This is a genomic window from Devosia sp. 63-57 (genome assembly GCF_001899045.1).
Taxonomy (GTDB): domain Bacteria; phylum Pseudomonadota; class Alphaproteobacteria; order Rhizobiales; family Devosiaceae; genus Devosia; species Devosia equisanguinis.
The window spans coordinates 669,184-687,436 of sequence record NZ_MKUY01000005.1 but is presented as its reverse complement, the minus strand read 5'-3'; the positions used below and the strand labels follow the sequence as shown (position 1 = coordinate 687,436).

21 protein-coding genes are annotated in these 18,253 nt (G+C 61.7%); 16 read left to right on the top strand and 5 right to left on the bottom strand.

Annotated features, from left to right (window positions below; all coding sequences use genetic code 11):
- Window positions 1-63: 63 nt before the first annotated feature.
- A complete protein-coding gene (gene mbfA / locus BGO80_RS11610; protein WP_286721603.1) occupies window positions 64-1,044 on the top strand; it encodes an iron exporter MbfA in 981 nt (326 codons plus the stop codon).
- A 68-nt stretch (window positions 1,045-1,112) separates the two neighbouring features.
- Here the strand turns inward: mbfA and lepA are convergent, their stop codons facing one another.
- Window positions 1,113-2,918 (bottom strand): translation elongation factor 4, encoded by a 1,806-nt coding sequence (gene lepA / locus BGO80_RS11605; protein ID WP_126148782.1) that lies wholly within the window; start codon window positions 2,916-2,918, stop codon window positions 1,113-1,115.
- A 92-nt stretch (window positions 2,919-3,010) separates the two neighbouring features.
- Between lepA and BGO80_RS11600 the strand changes: the two genes are divergently transcribed.
- Entirely contained in the window at window positions 3,011-3,934 is a 924-nt protein-coding gene (locus BGO80_RS11600) for an extensin-like domain-containing protein (protein ID WP_286721602.1), read from the top strand.
- 7 nt (window positions 3,935-3,941) lie between these two features.
- Here the strand turns inward: BGO80_RS11600 and BGO80_RS11595 are convergent, their stop codons facing one another.
- A complete protein-coding gene (locus BGO80_RS11595; RefSeq protein WP_286721601.1) occupies window positions 3,942-4,340 on the bottom strand; it encodes a hypothetical protein in 399 nt (132 codons plus the stop codon).
- Window positions 4,341-4,655: 315 nt separating this feature from the next.
- On the opposite strand from BGO80_RS11595, the gene BGO80_RS11590 reads away from it, so the two are divergent.
- Complete coding sequence (locus BGO80_RS11590) at window positions 4,656-5,576, top strand: LysR substrate-binding domain-containing protein (protein WP_286721600.1); 921 nt, start codon at window positions 4,656-4,658, stop codon at window positions 5,574-5,576.
- 17 nt (window positions 5,577-5,593) lie between these two features.
- Here BGO80_RS11590 and BGO80_RS11585 read toward each other — a convergent pair whose 3' ends face one another.
- Entirely contained in the window at window positions 5,594-6,034 is a 441-nt protein-coding gene (locus BGO80_RS11585) for an Lrp/AsnC family transcriptional regulator (protein ID WP_286723009.1), read from the bottom strand.
- A 169-nt stretch (window positions 6,035-6,203) separates the two neighbouring features.
- On the opposite strand from BGO80_RS11585, the gene BGO80_RS11580 reads away from it, so the two are divergent.
- The 10 genes from BGO80_RS11580 to BGO80_RS11530 all read left to right on the top strand — a co-directional run bounded on the left by BGO80_RS11580 (window position 6,204) and on the right by BGO80_RS11530 (window position 13,440).
- The gene (locus tag BGO80_RS11580; RefSeq protein ID WP_286721599.1) at window positions 6,204-7,454 is read left to right on the top strand and encodes a D-amino acid dehydrogenase; all 1,251 of its coding nucleotides are present in this window, start codon (window positions 6,204-6,206) and stop codon (window positions 7,452-7,454) included.
- 96 nt (window positions 7,455-7,550) lie between these two features.
- Entirely contained in the window at window positions 7,551-8,030 is a 480-nt protein-coding gene (locus tag BGO80_RS11575) for a glutathione peroxidase (RefSeq protein ID WP_126148777.1), read from the top strand.
- Between the two features lie 72 nt (window positions 8,031-8,102).
- Window positions 8,103-8,561, top strand: a complete 459-nt coding sequence (locus BGO80_RS11570) for a Crp/Fnr family transcriptional regulator (RefSeq protein ID WP_286721598.1) — start codon at window positions 8,103-8,105, stop codon at window positions 8,559-8,561.
- Complete coding sequence (locus tag BGO80_RS11565; RefSeq protein WP_126148775.1) at window positions 8,558-8,860, top strand: Rdx family protein; 303 nt, start codon at window positions 8,558-8,560, stop codon at window positions 8,858-8,860. Before BGO80_RS11570 ends, BGO80_RS11565 begins: the two co-directional genes overlap by 4 nt.
- A gap of 60 nt (window positions 8,861-8,920) precedes the next feature.
- Window positions 8,921-9,289 carry a YegP family protein gene (locus BGO80_RS19460; RefSeq protein WP_126148774.1) on the top strand — a complete coding sequence of 123 codons (369 nt, stop codon included), beginning with the start codon at window positions 8,921-8,923 and terminating at the stop codon, window positions 9,287-9,289.
- A 175-nt stretch (window positions 9,290-9,464) separates the two neighbouring features.
- Entirely contained in the window at window positions 9,465-10,253 is a 789-nt protein-coding gene (locus BGO80_RS11550; RefSeq protein WP_286721597.1) for a substrate-binding periplasmic protein, read from the top strand.
- Window positions 10,254-10,430: 177 nt separating this feature from the next.
- Window positions 10,431-11,249 (top strand): amino acid ABC transporter permease, encoded by an 819-nt coding sequence (locus tag BGO80_RS11545; RefSeq protein WP_286721596.1) that lies wholly within the window; start codon window positions 10,431-10,433, stop codon window positions 11,247-11,249.
- A gap of 78 nt (window positions 11,250-11,327) precedes the next feature.
- Entirely contained in the window at window positions 11,328-11,858 is a 531-nt protein-coding gene (locus tag BGO80_RS11540; protein WP_126148771.1) for a CreA family protein, read from the top strand.
- Window positions 11,859-12,025: 167 nt separating this feature from the next.
- Complete coding sequence (locus BGO80_RS11535) at window positions 12,026-12,661, top strand: peroxiredoxin (RefSeq protein ID WP_286721595.1); 636 nt, start codon at window positions 12,026-12,028, stop codon at window positions 12,659-12,661.
- Window positions 12,662-13,086: 425 nt separating this feature from the next.
- Complete coding sequence (locus BGO80_RS11530) at window positions 13,087-13,440, top strand: septal ring lytic transglycosylase RlpA family protein (protein WP_206437760.1); 354 nt, start codon at window positions 13,087-13,089, stop codon at window positions 13,438-13,440.
- Between the two features lie 78 nt (window positions 13,441-13,518).
- Here the strand turns inward: BGO80_RS11530 and BGO80_RS11525 are convergent, their stop codons facing one another.
- Both BGO80_RS11525 and BGO80_RS11520 read right to left on the bottom strand, forming a co-directional pair.
- Window positions 13,519-14,199, bottom strand: coding sequence for a phosphoribosylanthranilate isomerase (locus BGO80_RS11525; protein ID WP_286721594.1), 681 nt, complete (start codon window positions 14,197-14,199; stop codon window positions 13,519-13,521).
- 15 nt (window positions 14,200-14,214) lie between these two features.
- The gene (locus BGO80_RS11520; RefSeq protein WP_286721593.1) at window positions 14,215-15,069 is read right to left on the bottom strand and encodes a MurR/RpiR family transcriptional regulator; all 855 of its coding nucleotides are present in this window, start codon (window positions 15,067-15,069) and stop codon (window positions 14,215-14,217) included.
- 134 nt (window positions 15,070-15,203) lie between these two features.
- On the opposite strand from BGO80_RS11520, the gene BGO80_RS11515 reads away from it, so the two are divergent.
- Genes BGO80_RS11515 through BGO80_RS11505 form a run of 3 tightly spaced genes read left to right on the top strand, consistent with a single transcriptional unit; the run spans window position 15,204 to window position 18,246 of the window.
- The gene (locus tag BGO80_RS11515) at window positions 15,204-16,454 is read left to right on the top strand and encodes an ABC transporter substrate-binding protein (protein ID WP_286721592.1); all 1,251 of its coding nucleotides are present in this window, start codon (window positions 15,204-15,206) and stop codon (window positions 16,452-16,454) included.
- 53 nt (window positions 16,455-16,507) lie between these two features.
- Window positions 16,508-17,407, top strand: coding sequence for a carbohydrate ABC transporter permease (locus tag BGO80_RS11510; protein WP_286721591.1), 900 nt, complete (start codon window positions 16,508-16,510; stop codon window positions 17,405-17,407).
- A 2-nt stretch (window positions 17,408-17,409) separates the two neighbouring features.
- Window positions 17,410-18,246, top strand: coding sequence for a carbohydrate ABC transporter permease (locus tag BGO80_RS11505; protein ID WP_286721590.1), 837 nt, complete (start codon window positions 17,410-17,412; stop codon window positions 18,244-18,246).
- The last annotated feature ends 7 nt before the right edge of the window (window positions 18,247-18,253 follow it).

Genomic DNA, 18,253 nt, shown 5'->3' with positions numbered 1-18,253 from the left:
TTGCACTTAGATTAGAATGGTTCTAATCATTTTTTAGAACCATTCTAATCTTGTGAGCCGCCTATGCTTTCCTTCTGGCCCGACAACCGTCGTGACTTCGCCACCCTGTCCGAACGCGAGATCCTGTCGCTGGCCATTGCGGCTGAAGAAGAGGATGGGCGCATTTATTCGGAATATGCCGCCCGGCTGGGCGAGACTTATCCCGGTTCGGCCGCCTTGTTCGAGGGCATGGCCGCCGAAGAGGACGAGCATCGCCGGCGCCTGCTCGATCTCTATGTGGCGCGTTTCGGCACAAGGCTGGTGCCAATCCGGCGCGAACACGTGCGCGGTTTTCTCGCCCGCAAGCCATTATGGCTGCAAAAGACCCTGACGCTCGAACAGGCGCGCCAGCAGGTGTGGGAGATGGAGGAAGGCGCCTGGCGCTTCTATCTCGAGGCAGCCAAGCAGGTCACCGATGCCGGCATTCGCAAGCTCCTGGGCGATCTGGCGATGGCCGAGAAGGGCCATGCGGCGCGTGCGGACCAGATCGATGAGGCGGTGTTGGGTGAGGCCGGGCGGGAGACCGAAAAGGGCGAGGCGCACCGCCAGTTCGTTTTGACCTATGTGCAGCCGGGCCTTGCCGGATTGATGGACGGCTCGGTGTCGACGCTGGCGCCGGTCTTTGCCGCCGCCTTTGCGACCGGCGACACGCACCAGACTTTTCTTGTGGGCCTTGCGGCTGCCATCGGCGCGGGCATTTCCATGGGCTTTACCGAGGCGGCTTCCGACGATGGCAAGCTGACCGGGCGCGGCTCGCCGATCAAGCGGGGTTTCGCCGCCGGGATCATGACGGCCGTGGGCGGGCTGGGCCACGCCCTGCCCTATCTCATCCACGATTTCACCATTGCCACCACGGTGGCGGTAATTGTCGTGCTGATTGAGCTCTGGGCCATCGCCTTCATCCAGCAGCGCTTCATGCAGACCCCGTTCTGGCGGGCGGTACTGCAGGTGGTGCTGGGCGGCTCACTGGTCTTCGCGGCCGGCATTCTAATCGGCAGCGCCTAGAACAGAAATCAAAAGCCCTCGGGTCCTCCCCGAGGGCTATCCTGCGGCTCAACACGAGCGACCAGGGATCAGTCGTCGCCCATCTTGAGGGCCTTGATGAAGGCTTCTTGCGGAATGTTGACATTGCCGTACTGGCGCATCTTGGCCTTGCCCTTTTTCTGCTTGTCCAAGAGCTTGCGCTTGCGGGTGGCGTCGCCACCATAGCACTTGGCCGTCACGTCCTTGCGCATGGCGCGGACGGTTTCGCGGGCAATGATCTTGCCACCGATGGCGGCCTGAATCGGAATGACGAACAGATGCGGCGGGATCAGCTCCTTGAGCTTTTCGCACATCTGCCGCCCGCGCGATTCAGCCACCGAACGGTGAACCAGCATGGCCAGCGCATCGACGGGCTCGGCATTGACCAGAACCGTCAGCTTCACCAGGTCGCCAGTGCGGTGGGTGTCGAGTTTATAGTCGAAGCTGGCATAGCCCTTGGAGATCGACTTCAGGCGGTCGTAGAAGTCGAACACGACTTCATTGAGCGGCAAGTCGTATTCCACTAGAGCGCGGGAGCCGACATAGGAGAGGTTGTTCTGGATGCCGCGCCGGTCCTGACAGAGTTTCAGGATAGCGCCGAGATATTCGTCGGGCGTCAGGATCGTGGCCTTGATCCAGGGCTCGCGGATTTCCTCGATCTTCATTACGTCCGGCAGATCGGCCGGATTGTGCAGCATCAGGGTTTCGCCATTGGTCAATTCGACCTCGTAGACCACCGATGGCGCGGTGGCGATGAGATCGAGATCGAATTCTCTGGAGAGACGCTCCTGGATGATCTCGAGGTGCAAAAGCCCCAGGAACCCGCAGCGGAAGCCAAAGCCCAGCGCTGCCGAGGTTTCCATTTCGAACGAGAAGCTGGCATCGTTGAGACGCAGCTTGCCCATGGCCGCGCGCAGTTCGTCGAAGTCCGAGGCATCGACCGGGAAGAGACCACAGAACACCACCGGCTGGGCCGGGCGGAAGTCGGGCAGCGGCTGGGCCGTAGGCTTTCGATCGTCGGTGATGGTGTCGCCGACATTGGTATCGGCGACTTCCTTGATCGAGGCGGTGAAGACGCCAAGCTCGCCGGGCGTGAGTTCACCCACTTCCACCAGCTTGGGGGTCTGCACGGCGACACGGTCGAGCTCATAGACAGCGCCCGAGGCCATCATGCGGATACGCTGGCCCTTCTTCATCACCCCATCGATGATGCGGACCAGAACCACGACGCCAAGATAGGTATCGTACCAGCTGTCGACGAGAAGCGCCTTGAGCGGCGCATCGATATCACCCTTGGGCGCTGGGAGGCGCGTCACGATTGCCTCAAGCACCTTGTCGATGCCCAAGCCAGTCTTGGCGGAGATCTCCACGGCGTCGGAGGCATCGATGCCAATGACATCCTCGATCTGCGCCTTGACGCGCGGAATGTCGGCAGCCGGCAGGTCGACCTTGTTGAGCACCGGCACGATCTCGTGATTGGCATCCAGCGCGTGATAGACGTTGGCGAGGGTCTGCGCCTCGACGCCCTGGGACGCATCTACGACCAGGAGCGAGCCTTCCACGGCGGCCATGGAGCGGGAGACTTCATAGGCGAAGTCGACGTGACCGGGCGTGTCGATGAGGTTGAGCACGTAGTTCTCGCCGTCCTGCGCTTTATAATTGAGCCGAACGGTCTGGGCCTTGATGGTAATGCCGCGCTCGCGCTCGATATCCATCGAGTCGAGGACCTGTTCCTTCATCTCACGCAGGTCGAGCCCGCCTGTCAGCTGGATCAGGCGGTCGGCGAGCGTGGATTTGCCATGGTCGATATGGGCGACTATGGAAAAATTGCGGATATTCTTGAGCGGCGTGGTCATGGGGCGCTGATAGCAGAAGCGGAAGAGGCGAGAAAGATGGTTTCCACCGCGTTAAACGCAACGCAGCATGCAAGTGTGGCGTTGTGGACATCATGCGCACGACCCAGCTCATCGCCGCCAGTCTCGTCCTGCTCTCTTTGCCTATCACCGCTGGGCAGGCGCAGGATTTTCTGAAGCCGCTCGAGAATTTCGTGGAGGGCCTCACGCAGGGCGCTGCCCCCAAGCCCGCGCCTGTGACCAAGCCGGCGCCTCAGGCCGCGACCAAACCACAGGGGCCACCACCGCTGCCGCGCCCCCGGCCAGATTTTTCCGAGACCAATGAGGGGGAAGCGTTGCTGGAAACGGCAGCCCCTAAAGACGAGGAGGCCGAGCCTACGCCGAAAGCGGCTCCCGAGACCTCCGATATCGAGCCGGTCACGACAAAGCCTCAGCCGGAGCGGCCGACCGAGCCCGAGCGCATCTACCAGACCGCCTGCCCCGCTCTTTTGAGCGGGAAGGTGATCGGAGAGATGATGGAGCCGATTGCCGACGGCATATGCGGGGAGCGGTCGCCACTTTCGGTAACGGCTCTGGTGCTCAATGGCAGGCAGGTCGCGCTGAGCAGTGCAATCGTCACCAATTGCGCCATGGCCGGCGCACTGGTGGACTGGGCGAGCCAAGTCGATGCCTATGCCACCGCGGCGCTCGATAGCGGGCTGGACAGCATCAATACCGGAACCAGCTTCGTGTGCCGCAACCGCAATGGCGGCGACGAGCGTTTTATCTCCGAACACGGCTTTGCCAATGCGGTGGATATAACCGGCTTTACCCTGGCGGATGGCCGCAACATTGCCCTCCCCGGCAACTGGCTTCCGGCCAGTGGCGCCGAGGGCAAGCTACTGCGTCAGGCGCACGGGGCAGCATGCGGACTGTTCACCACCGTGCTAGGCCCGGAAGCCAATGCCGAGCACAGGGATCACCTGCATCTTGACCTTGGCTGCCACGGCCGCACCTGTACGGCGCAAATCTGCGAATAAGTCGACGTCAGCGCTGGCCGGAATAGAGCGCCAGCACGGCATCGGCCTGCTGGCGGTCGGTGCTGGCATCGGCGCAATCGACGCCAGCCATTTCGACATCTGCCCGCACGTCCTGGTAGGCCTCTTCACCCGCAGACTCGTTGAGACCGAGGCCGGCTTCGAGCTGACGGCGATGAGCGGACATATTGGTGCTCGCCGGCTCGACCGGCGGCACCGCACAGATATCAAGCGTAGCCTGGGTGGCATAAAGACCCATCAATAGCGACGCCGATTTCGGCTGCACCGTAAGGCTGGCACGCGGGTCGATGGTGACTTCACCCTGCGAGGCAGGCTGGGGCGCGTCCTGGGCTAGGGCGGGGGCTACAGCCATAAGGCCGACAAGAAGAGCAAGGGTAATGCGGGACATGAATTGCGGGGTCCGTGGAAATCGACTGGCCCCGCTCTAGCCCGCCTTTGTGGCTTCAGCGCGGCATACAGTCGGTCACAGGGTGGTGAACCGGCAAGTCCGCCCAATCGCGCAGCGTCATGCAATCGGGATGGGTAACACGGATTTTGGGCTGAGGCCGGGCAACAAAGTTGAGGCCCAGCCGGCGCCACAGCGCGGCCAAGGGGGACATGATTTTCTCCAGAGGCGGGGAAGTGGTTGATGTTGAGGCTGTTGTGCGCCGATCCACTCAAGGGGACAATGGACAAGGTTTTGGCGCGGGTTTAGAAAAACTATATGAGTACGGCCTTCCCCATTCCCCTCAATGCACTGCGCGCCATCGAAATCGTGGCACGGCGCGGCGCCCTGGCGCCAGCTGCAGAGGAACTCGGTGTCACCGTCGGTGCCGTGAGCCAGCATTTGCGGCGGGCCGAAGAGCGGCTGGGCATGGAGCTATTCGCCCGCACACCGCAGGGTCTTCGGCCATTGCCGGCCCTGGCAGAGGTGCTGCCGCAGCTGTCGGCCGGCTTTGCCGCCTTGCAGGGTGGACTGAGCACGCTGACCGGCGCCCAGGATGGCGTGATCAATGTCACGGTTGGCAGCGTCTTTGCCTCGCGCTGGCTGATCTGGCGGGTGCACAAATTCTCCGATCGGCACCCGGGGCTGGAAGTGCGGTTACGCGTCACCGCCGAAATGCTCGACCTCACCCAGCCCGATATCGACTGCGCCATTCGCTATGGCGATGGCGATTGGTCGGGAATCAATGCCAGCCTGATCGGCGGACAGGACTACCAGCCGGTATGCGCACCGGAATTTCTGCAGCGCTGGAAAAGTCTTGCTGACTTGAGCCGCGTGCCGGTGATCGAAGATCGCACCAGCATGCTTGACTGGCCGGCCTGGCTCAGCGACATGGGCCGCGATCCGGCGACAAAGCTCACCGGCCCGGTCTATTCGGATGCTTCGCTGGCGTTCGATGCGGCTATTTCCGGCCAGGGCCTGTTCCTTGCTGCCGACATGATGAGCGCCGACCCTGTCAGCGACGGACGGTTGCTGCGGCCCTTCGCACATCCTTTCAAAGGCGAGCTCGGCTATTATCTGGCGACCGCCAGGGGTCGGCGCGACAGCCCAAAGCTGGCGCTGTTCCGCGCCTGGCTGGCCGAAGAGGTGCCAGCGAGCGCCTGCGGCTATGTCAACCAGCTGGCCAGCAAGCAAAGTTGAACTGACCGATCAGACGTTCAGCGGATGACCCGGCGGATGGCAAAATTGGAGCGGATGCGCGCTACATGCGGCAGGCGTGACAGGGTTTCGGCGTGGACGCGCTCATAGCCGCCCATGCCGTCCGTCTCCACCACCAGCCAATAGTCGACTTCCCCGCCCATAAGGAAGCATTCCCGCACCTCTGGACATTTGCGCACCGCCGCCTCGAATTTGCGCATGCAGTCTTCGGTCTGCTTTTCCAGCGTGATCTGCACCACGATGGTGGCACGGTCGTCGTCATCGCCATCATCGATGAGCGCAGTATAGCCACGAATGACACCATTGGCCTCAAGCAGATGCAACCGCCGCAGGCAAGCCGATGGCGACAGCCCCACCGCCTGGGCGAGGTTGGCATTGCTCATGCGTCCGTCCTGGCGGAGCAATTGCAGGATGTGATTGTCGATACCGTCGCGCTGCATGGCGAAACTATCAATCTGTGCGCAGAAAATTTCAATAGCCCGCACAAGGCCGCACGTCATTGCATGGAATGGCGAGAAATTCGAACGATCCGCCATTATCCTGAGCCAATGAGGATGGCTGGAGGTTGAGGGATCTCCAACAGGCATCCGGAAACATAGAGGGACAGGCATGCGGATCGTGGTTCTCGGCGCCGGCGTGATCGGGGTCACGACGGCCTATTATCTGGCCAAAGCTGGGCACGAGGTCGAGGTGATCGAGCGCCAGGGCGGTGCGGGGCTTGAAACCAGCTTCGCCAATGCTGGCGAGCTCTCGTTTGGCTACACCTCGCCCTGGGCCGGACCGGGCATTCCAGCCAAGGCGGTGCGGTGGCTATTGATGCAGCACGCACCGCTCATCCTACGCCCGAAGCCTGACCCCTATATGATCGCCTGGCTGTTGCAGATGCTGCGCAACTGCACCGCCGGGCGCTATGCCATCAACAAGGCGCGCATGGTGCGTGTCTCCGATTTCAGCCGCGAGACGCTGGCGGAATTGCGGGCGGAAACCGGCATCACCTATGACGGGCGCAAGCAGGGTACGCTGCAACTGTTCCGCAAACAGGCCCAGATCGACGGCGCCGCCAAGGACATGGCGGTGCTGGCCGACTATGGCGTGCCGTTCGAAATGCTCGACCGCGCGGGCTGCGAAGCAGTGGAGCCCGGCTTGCGCAATTCCGATGCCGACATCCTGGGGGGTCTGCGCACCCCGGAAGACGAGACCGGCGACTGCCACATGTTCACCACGCGCCTTGCTGAAATTGCAACCGGATTGGGGGTCAATTTCCGTTATGGCGTCGATATTCAAGGCATCGATGTCGAGGGCGACAGGGTGGTGGGTGTCAGGACGGCGCAGGACAAGGTGAACGCCGATGCCTTTGTGCTGGCGCTGGGCAGCTATTCGCCGAGGCTGGCGCGGCAGGTCGGCATCAAGCTGCCGATCTATCCGGTCAAGGGCTACTCAATCACCGTACCGATCGAAGCCGTCGAGCGGGCGCCCGAATCCACTCTGCTCGACGAAAGCTACAAGATCGCGGTGACGCGGCTGGGCGATCGCATTCGGGTGGGCGGCATGGCCGAAATTTCCGGCTATAGCTACGACCTGCCGGAGCGGCGGCGCGAAACGCTGGCCTATTGCCTCAATTCGCTGTTTCCCGGCGCGGCTGACACGGCACGCGCCAATTTCTGGACCGGATTGCGGCCGATGACGCCCGATGGCACCCCCATTATCGGGCGGTCGAAAATCGACAACCTCTATATCAATAGCGGCCACGGCACGCTGGGCTGGACCATGGCCTGCGGCTCGGGCCGCGCCATTGCTGGCCTCGTATCAGGCACCGATCCCGGCATCGACATGACCGATCTGGGGCCGGAGCGGTATTGAGCGTCTGCTCGCCACCGCCCGACAAATCGAAAGCGTCGCATTGCATCGGCTGTAGCAGACGCGTACCTCCTGGTCAGACCCAAGCGAGGATCGCTCATGACCAGCCTTTCCGATTTCACCCTCAACCTGCTCGACGGCACGCCGCAACCGCTTTCTGCCTATGAGGGCAAGGTCGTGGTGATGGTCAATGTGGCCAGCAAATGCGGGCTGACCCCGCAATATGAGGGGCTGGAAGCGGTCTATCGCCAATACAAGGACCGCGGCCTCGTCATCCTCGGCTTCCCCTGCAACCAGTTCGCCGGTCAGGAGCCGGGCAGCAGTGCCGAGATCGCCGAGTTCTGCTCGCTGACCTATGACGTCACATTCCCGGTCTTCGAGCGTATCGACGTCAATGGCGAGGAGGCTCATCCGCTCTACAAATGGCTCAAGGCCGAGGCGCCGGGTCTTCTGGGCAGTGAAGCGATCAAGTGGAATTTCACCAAATTCCTCATCGGTCGCGACGGCAAGGTGGCCGAGCGCTATGCGCCGACCACCGAGCCCAAGGACATGACGGCCGATATCGAAAAGCTGCTTTAATCTCGGCGCTTTGCAGCTTCGGGACGATGGTTTAGAAATTGTCGGGCAAGCGGCAGACAAAGGCGGGGGCCAATGCCCGACATTCTCGACTATTGCAAGGATCTCAAGCAGGTCCGCTTTAAATCCGGCCAGGCCATGTTGCCGGAAGGAGAACGGCTAGGGAAGCTGCTGATCCTGATCGAGGGTCAGGTGGAAGTGATCCGTGAGCGTACTCAGGTCACTCATATCGACGAGCCTGGCTCGATCTTCGGGGAGATGGCGGTACTGCTCGACATGCCGCATTCGGCCACGGTGCGGGCACTCTCCGACGTCACCGCCTATGAAATCCCCGATGCGCTGACCTTTCTCGACGGGCATCCAGAGTTTTCGCTGCACATCGCCATCATGCTGGCGCGGCGACTCTATTACACCACCTCTTATCTCGTCGACCTACAGCAGCAAGCGGCCGGCAAGCGACAGGACCTCGACCTGGTTGATCAGATCCTGGCCAATCTTGTCGACCCCAAGGAAGCCGGGCACAAGCGCAAATGAGCCCCAGTGCGGGTCGGCCTCTGATCAGCATTACCTATTGCACCCAATGCAACTGGATGCTGCGCGCCGCCTGGATGGCGCAGGAACTCTTGTCCACCTTCTCGCTGGAACTCGGTTCGGTAACGCTGGTGCCGGGTACGGGTGGGATTTTTGAGATCAGGCTCGATGACGAGCTTATCTGGGAGCGCAAGCGCGATGGCGGCTTCCCCGACAGCCGGGTGCTCAAGCAGATGGTGCGCGACCGCATCGATCCCGATCGCGACCTGGGCCATGTCGACCGGGTGGCGCTCGAAAACTAGTGGCTTTTCAATTCCCGCCATTGCGCTAGTGTTCGCAGAGGATTCAGGGAGGCCAGCGTCATGGCACACAAATTCAACATCACCGCTGCAGCGAACGATCAGTTCAAGTTCGACTTTTCCTACAATTCGGAGAAGATCTTCTGGTCGGAGAATTACAAGCAGAAGGCCAGCGCCAAGAGCGCCATTGAATCGCTGAAAAAGAATGCGCCCGAGGCCATCACTGTCGATCTGTCCAAGGACGAGACCGGCAGCGGCTACCGTTTCGAGATCGTTGCCTCAAAGGACGGCCAGCATTTCGTGCGCTTCGTCGCCAGCAATGGCGAAACCATGGTGCGCACCGAGACTTATACCTCCAAGGCTTCCGCCAAGAACGCCATCGAGTCTCTCAAGACCCGCGGTGCGGCCGCCGACGTGCACGACGAAGCCTGAGCGCTGCTATGCGCTTGCGATGGCGGCGCGCGTTTTCAGCACCGCGCCGCCTTGCCGATGCGACCAATTGATCTGGAATGTGTGTCGCTGCGCTTCAGAACCGCAAAACCGTTGCCAGTTTTGCGGGAAACACTCTAGTCTCCCGCAGATGTCACAGCCGGGAGACAATGACCTCATGAACAAGATGCTTGCGCTTTTGGCCGGTGTGGCCCTGTCGGTCGCCGCGATGCCGGTAATGGCCCAGGAACTGCCCGATCTGGACGGTCGCGTTATCCATGCCGTCACCGAAAACGCCTATTATCCGCTCAATTTCGCGGGTCCGGATGGGAATGGTATCGGGCTCGAATATGACGTCATCAACGAGATCGCCAAGCGACTCAATGCCAAGGTGAAGTGGAACCTCACCGCCTGGGACGTGATGATCGAAAGCGTGCGGACTGGCCAGTTCGATGTTGGCGCCGATGGCATCACCATCACCGAGGAACGCGCCCAGCAGATCGATTTCACCGAGCCCTTCATCACGGTCGAACAGTATTTCCTGGTGCGTGCTGATGAAGAACGGATCACCGGCCCCGAAAGCTTTGCCGAGCATGCCTATCTGTTGTTCGGCGCGCAGGCAGGTACCTCGTCCTTCTATACCGCCATCTATGATGTGCTCGATGGTGACGAGGCCAATCCGCGGGTCAAGACCTTCGATAGTTTCGGCGCTGCCGTGCAGGCGGTCAAAGCCGGGGATGTCGATGCGATCATCGCCGACCAGGCAGCGGCGACAGGCTATATTGGCGCCGATCCGGGGGCGTTCAAGCAGGTGGGCGAGAGCATCAAGTCCGATCCCCTGGGCTTCATCCTGACGCCGGGTTCCGATCTCGTGGCGCCTTTCGATGCCGCGCTCGACCAGATGCGTGAAGATGGCTGGCTCGACGAACGCATCAACTACTGGTTCTTCGACTACGCCGCCAAATAGGCCGCGCATCCGCAGGTCAGGCGCTTCGCCCCCTCCCCATTCAGGGAGGGCCGGGTGGGGAGGGTTCAGTGATCCACCGATGAACCTCCTCCCCCATTTCCGTTCCGCAAAGGGAATGGGAGGCGCGGGGCCTGCCGGTCTGTTCAAGCCGGTGGTTTTTCGCCATACCCCTCGCCTATGAGCCATCGCACCCGCCGAACCTCGCTGTTTTCCCGCCTGCCCTATTGGCTATTGGCGATCCTGTTGCTGTTCGTGCTGGGTCTGTGGGCCATCACCTCGGACCAGACCTATTCGGGCATCTTCGCCACGCTTTCCGGTGGGGTGCTGACAACGCTATGGGTGACGTTCGTCGCCTTCATTGCCGCGACCGTGCTGGGCCTGCTGATCGCTTTGGCGCGGACCTCGAATATCCGCGTGCTGCGCGAGATTGCGACCTTCTATATCGAGATCATCCGCGGCATTCCGATCCTGGTCTTCCTGTTCTATATCGCCTTCGTGGCGGCGCCGGCCATGGTTTGGGCGTTCAACTGGACCATGGCGCCGTTCATCGACTGGGGCTGGCTAGCGCCGGCCAGCGTGCGTGGTTTCGACTTCGTCTGGCGGGCGATCTTCGCCCTCACCATCTGCTACTCGGCCTTCATCGCTGAAATCTTCCGCGCCGGCATCGAGGCCGTGGGGCGCGGCCAGATCGAGGCGGCGCGCTCGCTGGGCCTGTCGCGCTGGCACTGCTTTCGCTTCATCGTCTTTCCCCAGGCGCTGCGCACCATCTTGCCGCCGCTGGGCAATGACTTCGTCTCCATGGTCAAGGACAGCGCCCTGGTTTCGGCCCTGGGGGTGCAGGACATCACCCAATTGGGCAAGCTTTCGGCCTCGTCGAGCTTCCTGTTTTTCGAAACCTATAATGTGGTCGCCTTCCTCTATCTCACCATGACCATCTCCCTGTCCCTGCTGGTCCGCTGGCTTGAGCGGGCACTCAACCGCCGCGTGCGCCAATAGCAGCGCTCGAGCCATCGCCACTCTCTTGCTTATCGCATGGTGGCGCACCATGTTCGGTGCATCATTTTGGAGGTCGCCATGCACCCATTTGCCCGTATCGCCGTCGTCGCAACAGCCGCGCTTGCCCTGGCGGCATGTGGCGACAATAGACAGGTGGGCAGTGTGGGGGTCGACTGGACCGGCAACGACATCTCCATCGAGGCGGTCGCCGATCCGCAAGTGCAGGGCGTGGTCTGCCACCTGGCCTTCTTCAACCGCTCCTTCATCGACCGACTGAGCCAGGGCAACTGGTTCGAAGACCCATCCTATTCGGCGCTCGATTGCTCGGCGACCGGCCCGATCACCGTGGGCAATATCCGCACCAGCGCCGGCGGCGAGGAGATCTTCAAGGAGGGTCGTTCGCTGATCTGGAAGTCGCTGCGGGTGACGCGCATCTATGATGCCGCCAACAATTCCCTGATCTACCTGGCCCATTCGCGCCAGCTGCAGCAGGGATCGGGCAAGATGAGCCTCTCGGTCGTACCGCTCAACGGTAGCGACGTCACCTGGACCAATGGCGCGCCGGCCGCCAAGCCGATGCAGGGCTCCGTCATGGTGCAGGGCGAGTAGGCTTGCCCCCATTCTCATTGTCGCAGGCAGGCCGCAAAGGCTTGCCGCAGCGGCGCCAAACAAGGCAAAAGCATTTCGTACCCTGCTGCTTTAAGTGGGGTGCAGCAGCACGATATGCTCCATATTGACGAAAACGGACCCGCTCAGGCGGGCAAGGAAAGACGACAATGGCGATCCTGATCGGCGACACCGCCCCCGATTTCACCCTCGAGTCCACCGAGGGTCCGATTCATTTCCATGACTATATCGACGGCTCATGGGCAGTTCTGTTCAGCCATCCCAAGAACTTCACCCCCGTCTGCACCACCGAACTCGGCTTTACCGCCAAGCTGAAGCCGGAATTCGACAAGCGCGGCGTCAAGGTGCTGGGCCTGTCGGTCGACAAGCTCGAGGATCATGGCGGCTGGGCCAAGGACATCGAAGAGACCCAGGGCACGGCGCTGAACTTCCCGCTCCTGGCCGACACCAAGGGCGAAGTGGCCCGTCTCTACGACATGATCCACCCCAATGCCGACAACACCCTGACCGTGCGTTCGGTCTTCGTCATCGGGCCGGACAAGAAGGTCAAGCTCAAGATCGAATACCCGGCCTCCACCGGCCGCAATTTCAATGAAGTGCTGCGCGTCATCGACAGCCTGCAGCTTACCGCCAAGCATCAGGTTGCAACGCCAGTGAACTGGGAGAGCGGCGAGGACGTCATCATCGTCCCGGCCGTGTCCAACGAGGCCGCCAAGGCCAAGTATCCAGAAGGCTGGAAAGAGCTGAAGCCCTATCTGCGCATCGTGCCGCAGCCGCGCGACTGATCTGGTTGCGGTCTTTTCCCTGACGAACTGGGGCGGTGGCTTAGGCTGCCGCCTTTTTCTTTGCCACATTTGCGAAGGCGGAGCCGGAAATTCCCGCCTTTCCCATTATTCACAGATCACGATTTTGGTTTTTAGGGCCCCATCGGGCTGTTTTGGGGAACCGTTGCCCATCTGCCACACCGGGCAAAGCGGTTCCAACACTTGCCGCGACCCCGCGGCTAGAGGTGAATGATTCGTTAGTCTCGCGGATTCAAATTCTAAAAAGCCAAGACGAAACACGCTATCGTTAACAGATTTCGGCATTTTAACTGCGGTAAAGGCGCCACAGCGCGTCCATCTGCGGCCAAAAGGCCAGAAATGCTCACATTGTGGCCGCTGGCGCTGCTTAGTCAGCCGGCATCGACAACGACAGTGAGCCTCCCCCATTGATTAAGAAAGCCGTTCTCGCCGCCACCTGTGCTGCAATCGTCCTTAGTTTTTCCAGCGCAGCCTATGCCCAATGTGGTGGCGCATCCTGGTATGGCCCCGGCTTCCACGGGAAGAAGGCCGCATCGGGACAAACCTTCAACGAGAACGCCATGACGGCGGCGCATCGTTCCCTTCCCTTCGGCACCAAGGTGCAGGTCACCGACCAGCGGACCGGCAAGTCGATCCAGGTGACCATCAATGATCGCGGCCCGTTCCATGGCAAGCGCATCATCGATCTTTCCAAGGCCGCAGCCAACGAGCTGGGCTTCCGCAATCGCGGCGTCACCTCGGTGTGCATCGCCGCCATCTAGACTTATCGACCTATTGCCAGAAAACAGGCCGTCCGCAGCAGCGAACGGCCTTTTTGCTATCTGTGGAGTGCCTCCGGGTCAGGCGGCAGCGTGCGCAGCCTTGACGAAGGCGGCAATCTTGTCGATGTCCTTGCGGAAACCACCGCCATCGAGCGGCTTGTTGGTGTGGGTGAGCGAATCCACACCCCAGGGCTGCACGGCGGCGATGGCGGCGCCGACATTGTCGGCATTGAGACCGCCCGCCAGGATCACCGGATGCTTGCTGCGCGCGACGATTTCGCGGCTGATCGACCAGTCATGGGTGACACCGGCCGCGCCGATGCCACCGATATGGGGCGCAACGGAATCGAGGATGAACAGGTCGGAGACCGCTTCGAAGGCGGCGGCGTGATCCAGCGCCTCGGGGCCAGTCATGGGTATGGCCTGCAAAATTTCGAGCTTGGGATGAACGGCCTTGAGGCGATCGCGCAAAATGCCGACCTGTTCGGGGGTAACGAGGCTGATATCGCCGCAGAGGTGCAAGACGTCGGGACGCACCGCCGCAACCATGGCGGCGATATCGCCGAGATCGCTCTCGACCGAAAGGGCGACGCGCTTGGCCTTGCCGTCCAGCGCATCGACGATGCTACGGGCCGTGGCGAAATCGATCTCACCGGGCAGGCCGCGATTTGAGGGCGTCACCCCCAAATAGTCGACACCCGCTGCGGCCGCCAGGACGGCCTCTTCGGGGGTCTGCATCGTATAAATCTGAACCTTCATGGGTCTCAACTTCTGCTAGATGGATTTGGGCAGAATGGCATTGACCATCCGCTCTTCGATGAGTTGGGCCTGGTTGCCCAAACGTTGTGCCAGCGCCACATAAAGGGCGTCAATCAGCGTCAGCTGCGCCACCTGCGCCGCCATGGGCTCGCTGCCATGCTCGTAGGACACGCTGACCAGAGTGGTGTCGGCCAGCTGCGCCAGCGGCGAGCGGCGATTGCCGGTGATGCAGATGGTGGCGGCGCCACGGGCCCGCGCTTCCTGCAGCAGCAGCACGGGATCGCTGGTGATCCCGGAATAGGAAATGGCCACCACCAGGTCCTGTGGCCCCATGCCGGCGGCATGCATGATCTGCAATTGGGAATCGATCGGCGCGTCGCAGCGCAGGCCCAGCCGGAAACAGCGCTGGTAGAAGGCCTGGGCGACAATGCCCGAACCGCCGACGCCGCCGACGAGGATGTGGCGGGCACCGGCGATCTGCTCGATGGCGCGAGTCAGCGTGCTTTCGTCGAGCACGGCAAGCGTGTCGTCGAGCGCTCGGCCAATGGCGCGAAACACGGTCTGGGCCAGTTGCAGCCCATCGGCAGGCGGCGCGTCGCCCGATACTGGCATTGGCACGAAGGGTTCGCGCGCCAAAGCCAGCTTGAGATCGGTATAGCCCTCAAAGCCGGCGGCGCGACACATCCGCAATACCGTGGTGTCGCTGACCTCGACCAGTTGCGCTACGGCGGACATCGATTGACGCATCACGTCCTGGGGGTGTTCGAGGATCCACAGCGCCACGCGCCGCTCGGAGTCCGACAGGGTGGGCAACACGCTGCGCAGCTGGCTGGTGGCGGATAACACCCTGACCTGTGCCGGTTGCGCCATGTTGAGCCTCCCCTCTCCCTCGACCATTAAGCGGTAGCATGGGTACGATGTGGTGTCACTATAGACAGGTCACTTTCGTTGTGGCACCACTTCATGACGGACCAGCAATGGTGGCGGTCTAGGAGGAACCACAGATGACATTGAAGTCGTTGTACGGCGCGAGCCTGCTTGCCCTGGCCCTGGCGCTTCCTGCCCAGGCAGGTGAATTGACGTTCTGGCATGCCTATGCGGGCCAGCAGGACAAGGTCGATTTCATCAATTTCGCGCTCGATGAATTCGCCAAGGCCCATCCCGATATCACGCTCGACGTGGTGGCCTCCGAGCAGTCCTCCTACAAGACCAAGCTGAACACCGCCATGGCCTCGGGCAATCCGCCGGACGTGTTCTACACCCTGCCGGGCGGGTTCCTGGGCGCCTTTGTCGATGGTGGGCAGATGTATGCGCTGGACGAAGACCTGGCCAAGGATGGCTGGGGCGACAGCTTCCTCGAAAGCGCCCTGGCCCAGACCACCATTGACGGCCACACCTATGCAGTGCCGGTCGACGTGGACTCGGTGGTCTTCTGGTACGACAAGGCGCTGTTTGCCGAAATGGGCTGGACCCCGCCGACTACCTGGGAAGAACTGACCGCGCTGGCCGAGGAAACCAAGGCCGCCGGCGTCATCCCCTTCTCGCTGGGCAACAAGGATTCCTGGCCGGCGACCTTCTGGTTCCAGTATATGGAAATGCGGCTCAAGGGTTCGGGCGTGGTCTCTGCCTTCGTCAATGGCGACGCCGAAGCGACGCTGGGCGAAGAAGGCACCACCGCTTTCCAGAACGTTGCCGACATTGCCGCCAAAGGCTATTTCCCCATTGGATTCAACGGCCTAAGCGACCAGGAAGCCAATATGCTCTTCCTCAATGGTCAGGCCGCCATGCTGCTCAACGGCACTTGGCAGATCGGCGCTTCGGCTGATGCGCCCGAAGGCTTCGATCTCGGCTACTTCGCCTTCCCGTCGGTTTCAGGCGGCAATGGCGACCAGACCGACGTGCTGGCCGGCGTGGCCGCTGCCTTCGGCATCTCGGACAAGACGGAGAACAAGGCCGATGCGGTGACGCTGGTCAAGTTCCTCACCTCCGAAGCGGTGATGAAAAAGTATGTGGAGCTGCGCAAGACCATGGTGACGGTCAAGGGCGCGACCACCGAACAGGATGCTGGCCCGGTGCTTTACGGCATTGCCAATGACCTGATGTCGGCTGCGGGCCATCTCGACCCGTTCTACGACACCGCCATGCCTCCGGCCGCGACCAATACCTATTATCAAGTCCTTCAGGGCGTCCTGGAAGGTTCGGTTGCCCCAGCCGATGCCGCCCAGCAGCTCGAGGCCGCACTCAAGGCAAACTAAGAGTTGCCAGGTGCTTCCGGTGCGGCTTCGGCCGCACCGGACCGGAGACGACGATGAACAAACACGCCCCATCCCAGGATTTTACCGTTCCTGCGCTAATGTTCCTGGCGCCGGCCATTATCCTGGTCGCCACTTTCGTCGTTTATCCGATCGTCTATTCCGGCTGGCTGTCCTTCCACCAGTGGAACGGCGTCTCCACCCCGATCTTTGTCGGCCTCGGCAACTTTGCCCGGCTGGCTACTGACGCAACGTTCTGGCTGTCGCTGGGCCGCAATATCGTGGTCGCCGGCACCGCCCTGGTGCTGCAGGTGTTTGTCGGCCTCGCCATCGCCTATTGCCTGGTGCGCGTCGTTCCCTTTGTCAGCCGCTTCTTCCTGTTCTGCTATCTCGTGCCGGTGATGGTCAGCGAGATCTGCATCGGCCTGCTCTGGCGCTTTCTCTACAATCCCTATTTTGGCCTCGTGAACGGCGCCCTCAAGGCGATTGGCCTGGGCGATCTGCAGCGCGGCTGGCTGGGCGAGTCCGACACCGCCTTCCTTGCCGTCATCGTGGTGATGAGCTTCACCTATCTCGGCCTCTATGTACTGCTGTTCACTGCCGCGGTGCGCAGCGTGCCGGAATCGCTCTACGAGGCCGCCGATCTCGACGGCGCCAACCATTTCACCAAATTCTTCCGCATCACCATTCCCATGGTCTGGGACGCGGTACGGGCCAATGTGCTCTTGGCCATTATCGGCTCGCTCAAGACCTTTTCGCTGGTTTTCGTGCTTACCAATGGCGGGCCCAACCAGGCCAGCGAGGTGGTCTCCACCTATCTCTACAAGGTCGGCTTTTCGAGTTTCGAGATGGGCTATGCCGCAACCATAGGCTTTGCCCAGATGGTGCTGACGGCGCTCGCCGCTTGGATCATCTTCCGCTATCTGCGCCGCGCCAGTAGCGGTGGGGAGGACTGAGCATGAAGTTCAATGCCCGGTTTACGCCCACCACCATCGTCGTGCTCGCCGTCCTGGCGCTGCATGTGGTGATCGTGATCTTCCCCTTCGTCTGGATGATCTACAGCACCTTCAAGACCAATCGCGACTTCATGCGCTCGGTCTGGTCGCTGCCGCAGGACTGGTCGTTCGACGCCTATGCCTCGGCTTGGAGCAATGGGGCGCTCGGCACATATACGATGAACTCGCTCTGGATCATGGCGGGCTCGACGCTGCTCACGGTGGCGGCGGCGACTTTGGCCGGCTATGCGCTCGCTGTCTATCGGCCGCGCTGGATGGCCGGCGTGGAGCTGGGCATGACCGCCGCCATGGCCATTCCCGCCTATGTGGCGCTGGTGCCGCTGGTGGTAATGCTCCGCACCGCGGGCCTGCTCGATACCCATCTCGGCGTCATCCTGCCGACCGTCGCCTTCAACGTGCCGGTGACCATCTTCATCATGCGCGCATTCTTCGCCACGCTGCCGCGCGAACTCTTCGATGCCGCCCGTGTCGACGGCGCCGGGGAATGGCGCATCTTCTGGCGCATCGCCATGCCCATTGCCCGTCCGGCCATGTTCACCGCCGGCATCGTCAACATGATCTGGGTGTGGAACGACTTCCTCTTCCCCATGGTCTTCATCAACAATCCGGCGCGCAAGACGCTGCCGGTGGGCCTGACCGATTTCGTGGGCGAACACATCACCAATTATCCGGTGATGCTGGCCGCCATTCTCATTGCCGCCATCGCGCCGCTGGTGCTGTTCGTCATCTTCGAACGCCAGGTCACCGCTGCGCTCTTGGGCGGCGCCGTCAAGGAATAACCGGAGT

What these genes read in the sequence shown, in the direction of transcription:
- mbfA (WP_286721603.1), top strand. Translation starts at nt 64, where the DNA reads ATGCTTTCCTTCTGGCCCGACAACCGTCGTGACTTCGCCACCCTGTCC.
- lepA (WP_126148782.1), bottom strand. Translation starts at nt 2,918, where the DNA reads ATGACCACGCCGCTCAAGAATATCCGCAATTTTTCCATAGTCGCCCAT.
- BGO80_RS11600 (WP_286721602.1), top strand. Translation starts at nt 3,011, where the DNA reads ATGCGCACGACCCAGCTCATCGCCGCCAGTCTCGTCCTGCTCTCTTTG.
- BGO80_RS11595 (WP_286721601.1), bottom strand. Translation starts at nt 4,340, where the DNA reads ATGTCCCGCATTACCCTTGCTCTTCTTGTCGGCCTTATGGCTGTAGCC.
- BGO80_RS11590 (WP_286721600.1), top strand. Translation starts at nt 4,656, where the DNA reads ATGAGTACGGCCTTCCCCATTCCCCTCAATGCACTGCGCGCCATCGAA.
- BGO80_RS11585 (WP_286723009.1), bottom strand. Translation starts at nt 6,034, where the DNA reads ATGCAGCGCGACGGTATCGACAATCACATCCTGCAATTGCTCCGCCAG.
- BGO80_RS11580 (WP_286721599.1), top strand. Translation starts at nt 6,204, where the DNA reads ATGCGGATCGTGGTTCTCGGCGCCGGCGTGATCGGGGTCACGACGGCC.
- BGO80_RS11575 (WP_126148777.1), top strand. Translation starts at nt 7,551, where the DNA reads ATGACCAGCCTTTCCGATTTCACCCTCAACCTGCTCGACGGCACGCCG.
- BGO80_RS11570 (WP_286721598.1), top strand. Translation starts at nt 8,103, where the DNA reads ATGCCCGACATTCTCGACTATTGCAAGGATCTCAAGCAGGTCCGCTTT.
- BGO80_RS11565 (WP_126148775.1), top strand. Translation starts at nt 8,558, where the DNA reads ATGAGCCCCAGTGCGGGTCGGCCTCTGATCAGCATTACCTATTGCACC.
- BGO80_RS19460 (WP_126148774.1), top strand. Translation starts at nt 8,921, where the DNA reads ATGGCACACAAATTCAACATCACCGCTGCAGCGAACGATCAGTTCAAG.
- BGO80_RS11550 (WP_286721597.1), top strand. Translation starts at nt 9,465, where the DNA reads ATGAACAAGATGCTTGCGCTTTTGGCCGGTGTGGCCCTGTCGGTCGCC.
- BGO80_RS11545 (WP_286721596.1), top strand. Translation starts at nt 10,431, where the DNA reads ATGAGCCATCGCACCCGCCGAACCTCGCTGTTTTCCCGCCTGCCCTAT.
- BGO80_RS11540 (WP_126148771.1), top strand. Translation starts at nt 11,328, where the DNA reads ATGCACCCATTTGCCCGTATCGCCGTCGTCGCAACAGCCGCGCTTGCC.
- BGO80_RS11535 (WP_286721595.1), top strand. Translation starts at nt 12,026, where the DNA reads ATGGCGATCCTGATCGGCGACACCGCCCCCGATTTCACCCTCGAGTCC.
- BGO80_RS11525 (WP_286721594.1), bottom strand. Translation starts at nt 14,199, where the DNA reads ATGAAGGTTCAGATTTATACGATGCAGACCCCCGAAGAGGCCGTCCTG.
- BGO80_RS11520 (WP_286721593.1), bottom strand. Translation starts at nt 15,069, where the DNA reads ATGGCGCAACCGGCACAGGTCAGGGTGTTATCCGCCACCAGCCAGCTG.
- BGO80_RS11515 (WP_286721592.1), top strand. Translation starts at nt 15,204, where the DNA reads ATGACATTGAAGTCGTTGTACGGCGCGAGCCTGCTTGCCCTGGCCCTG.
- BGO80_RS11510 (WP_286721591.1), top strand. Translation starts at nt 16,508, where the DNA reads ATGAACAAACACGCCCCATCCCAGGATTTTACCGTTCCTGCGCTAATG.
- BGO80_RS11505 (WP_286721590.1), top strand. Translation starts at nt 17,410, where the DNA reads ATGAAGTTCAATGCCCGGTTTACGCCCACCACCATCGTCGTGCTCGCC.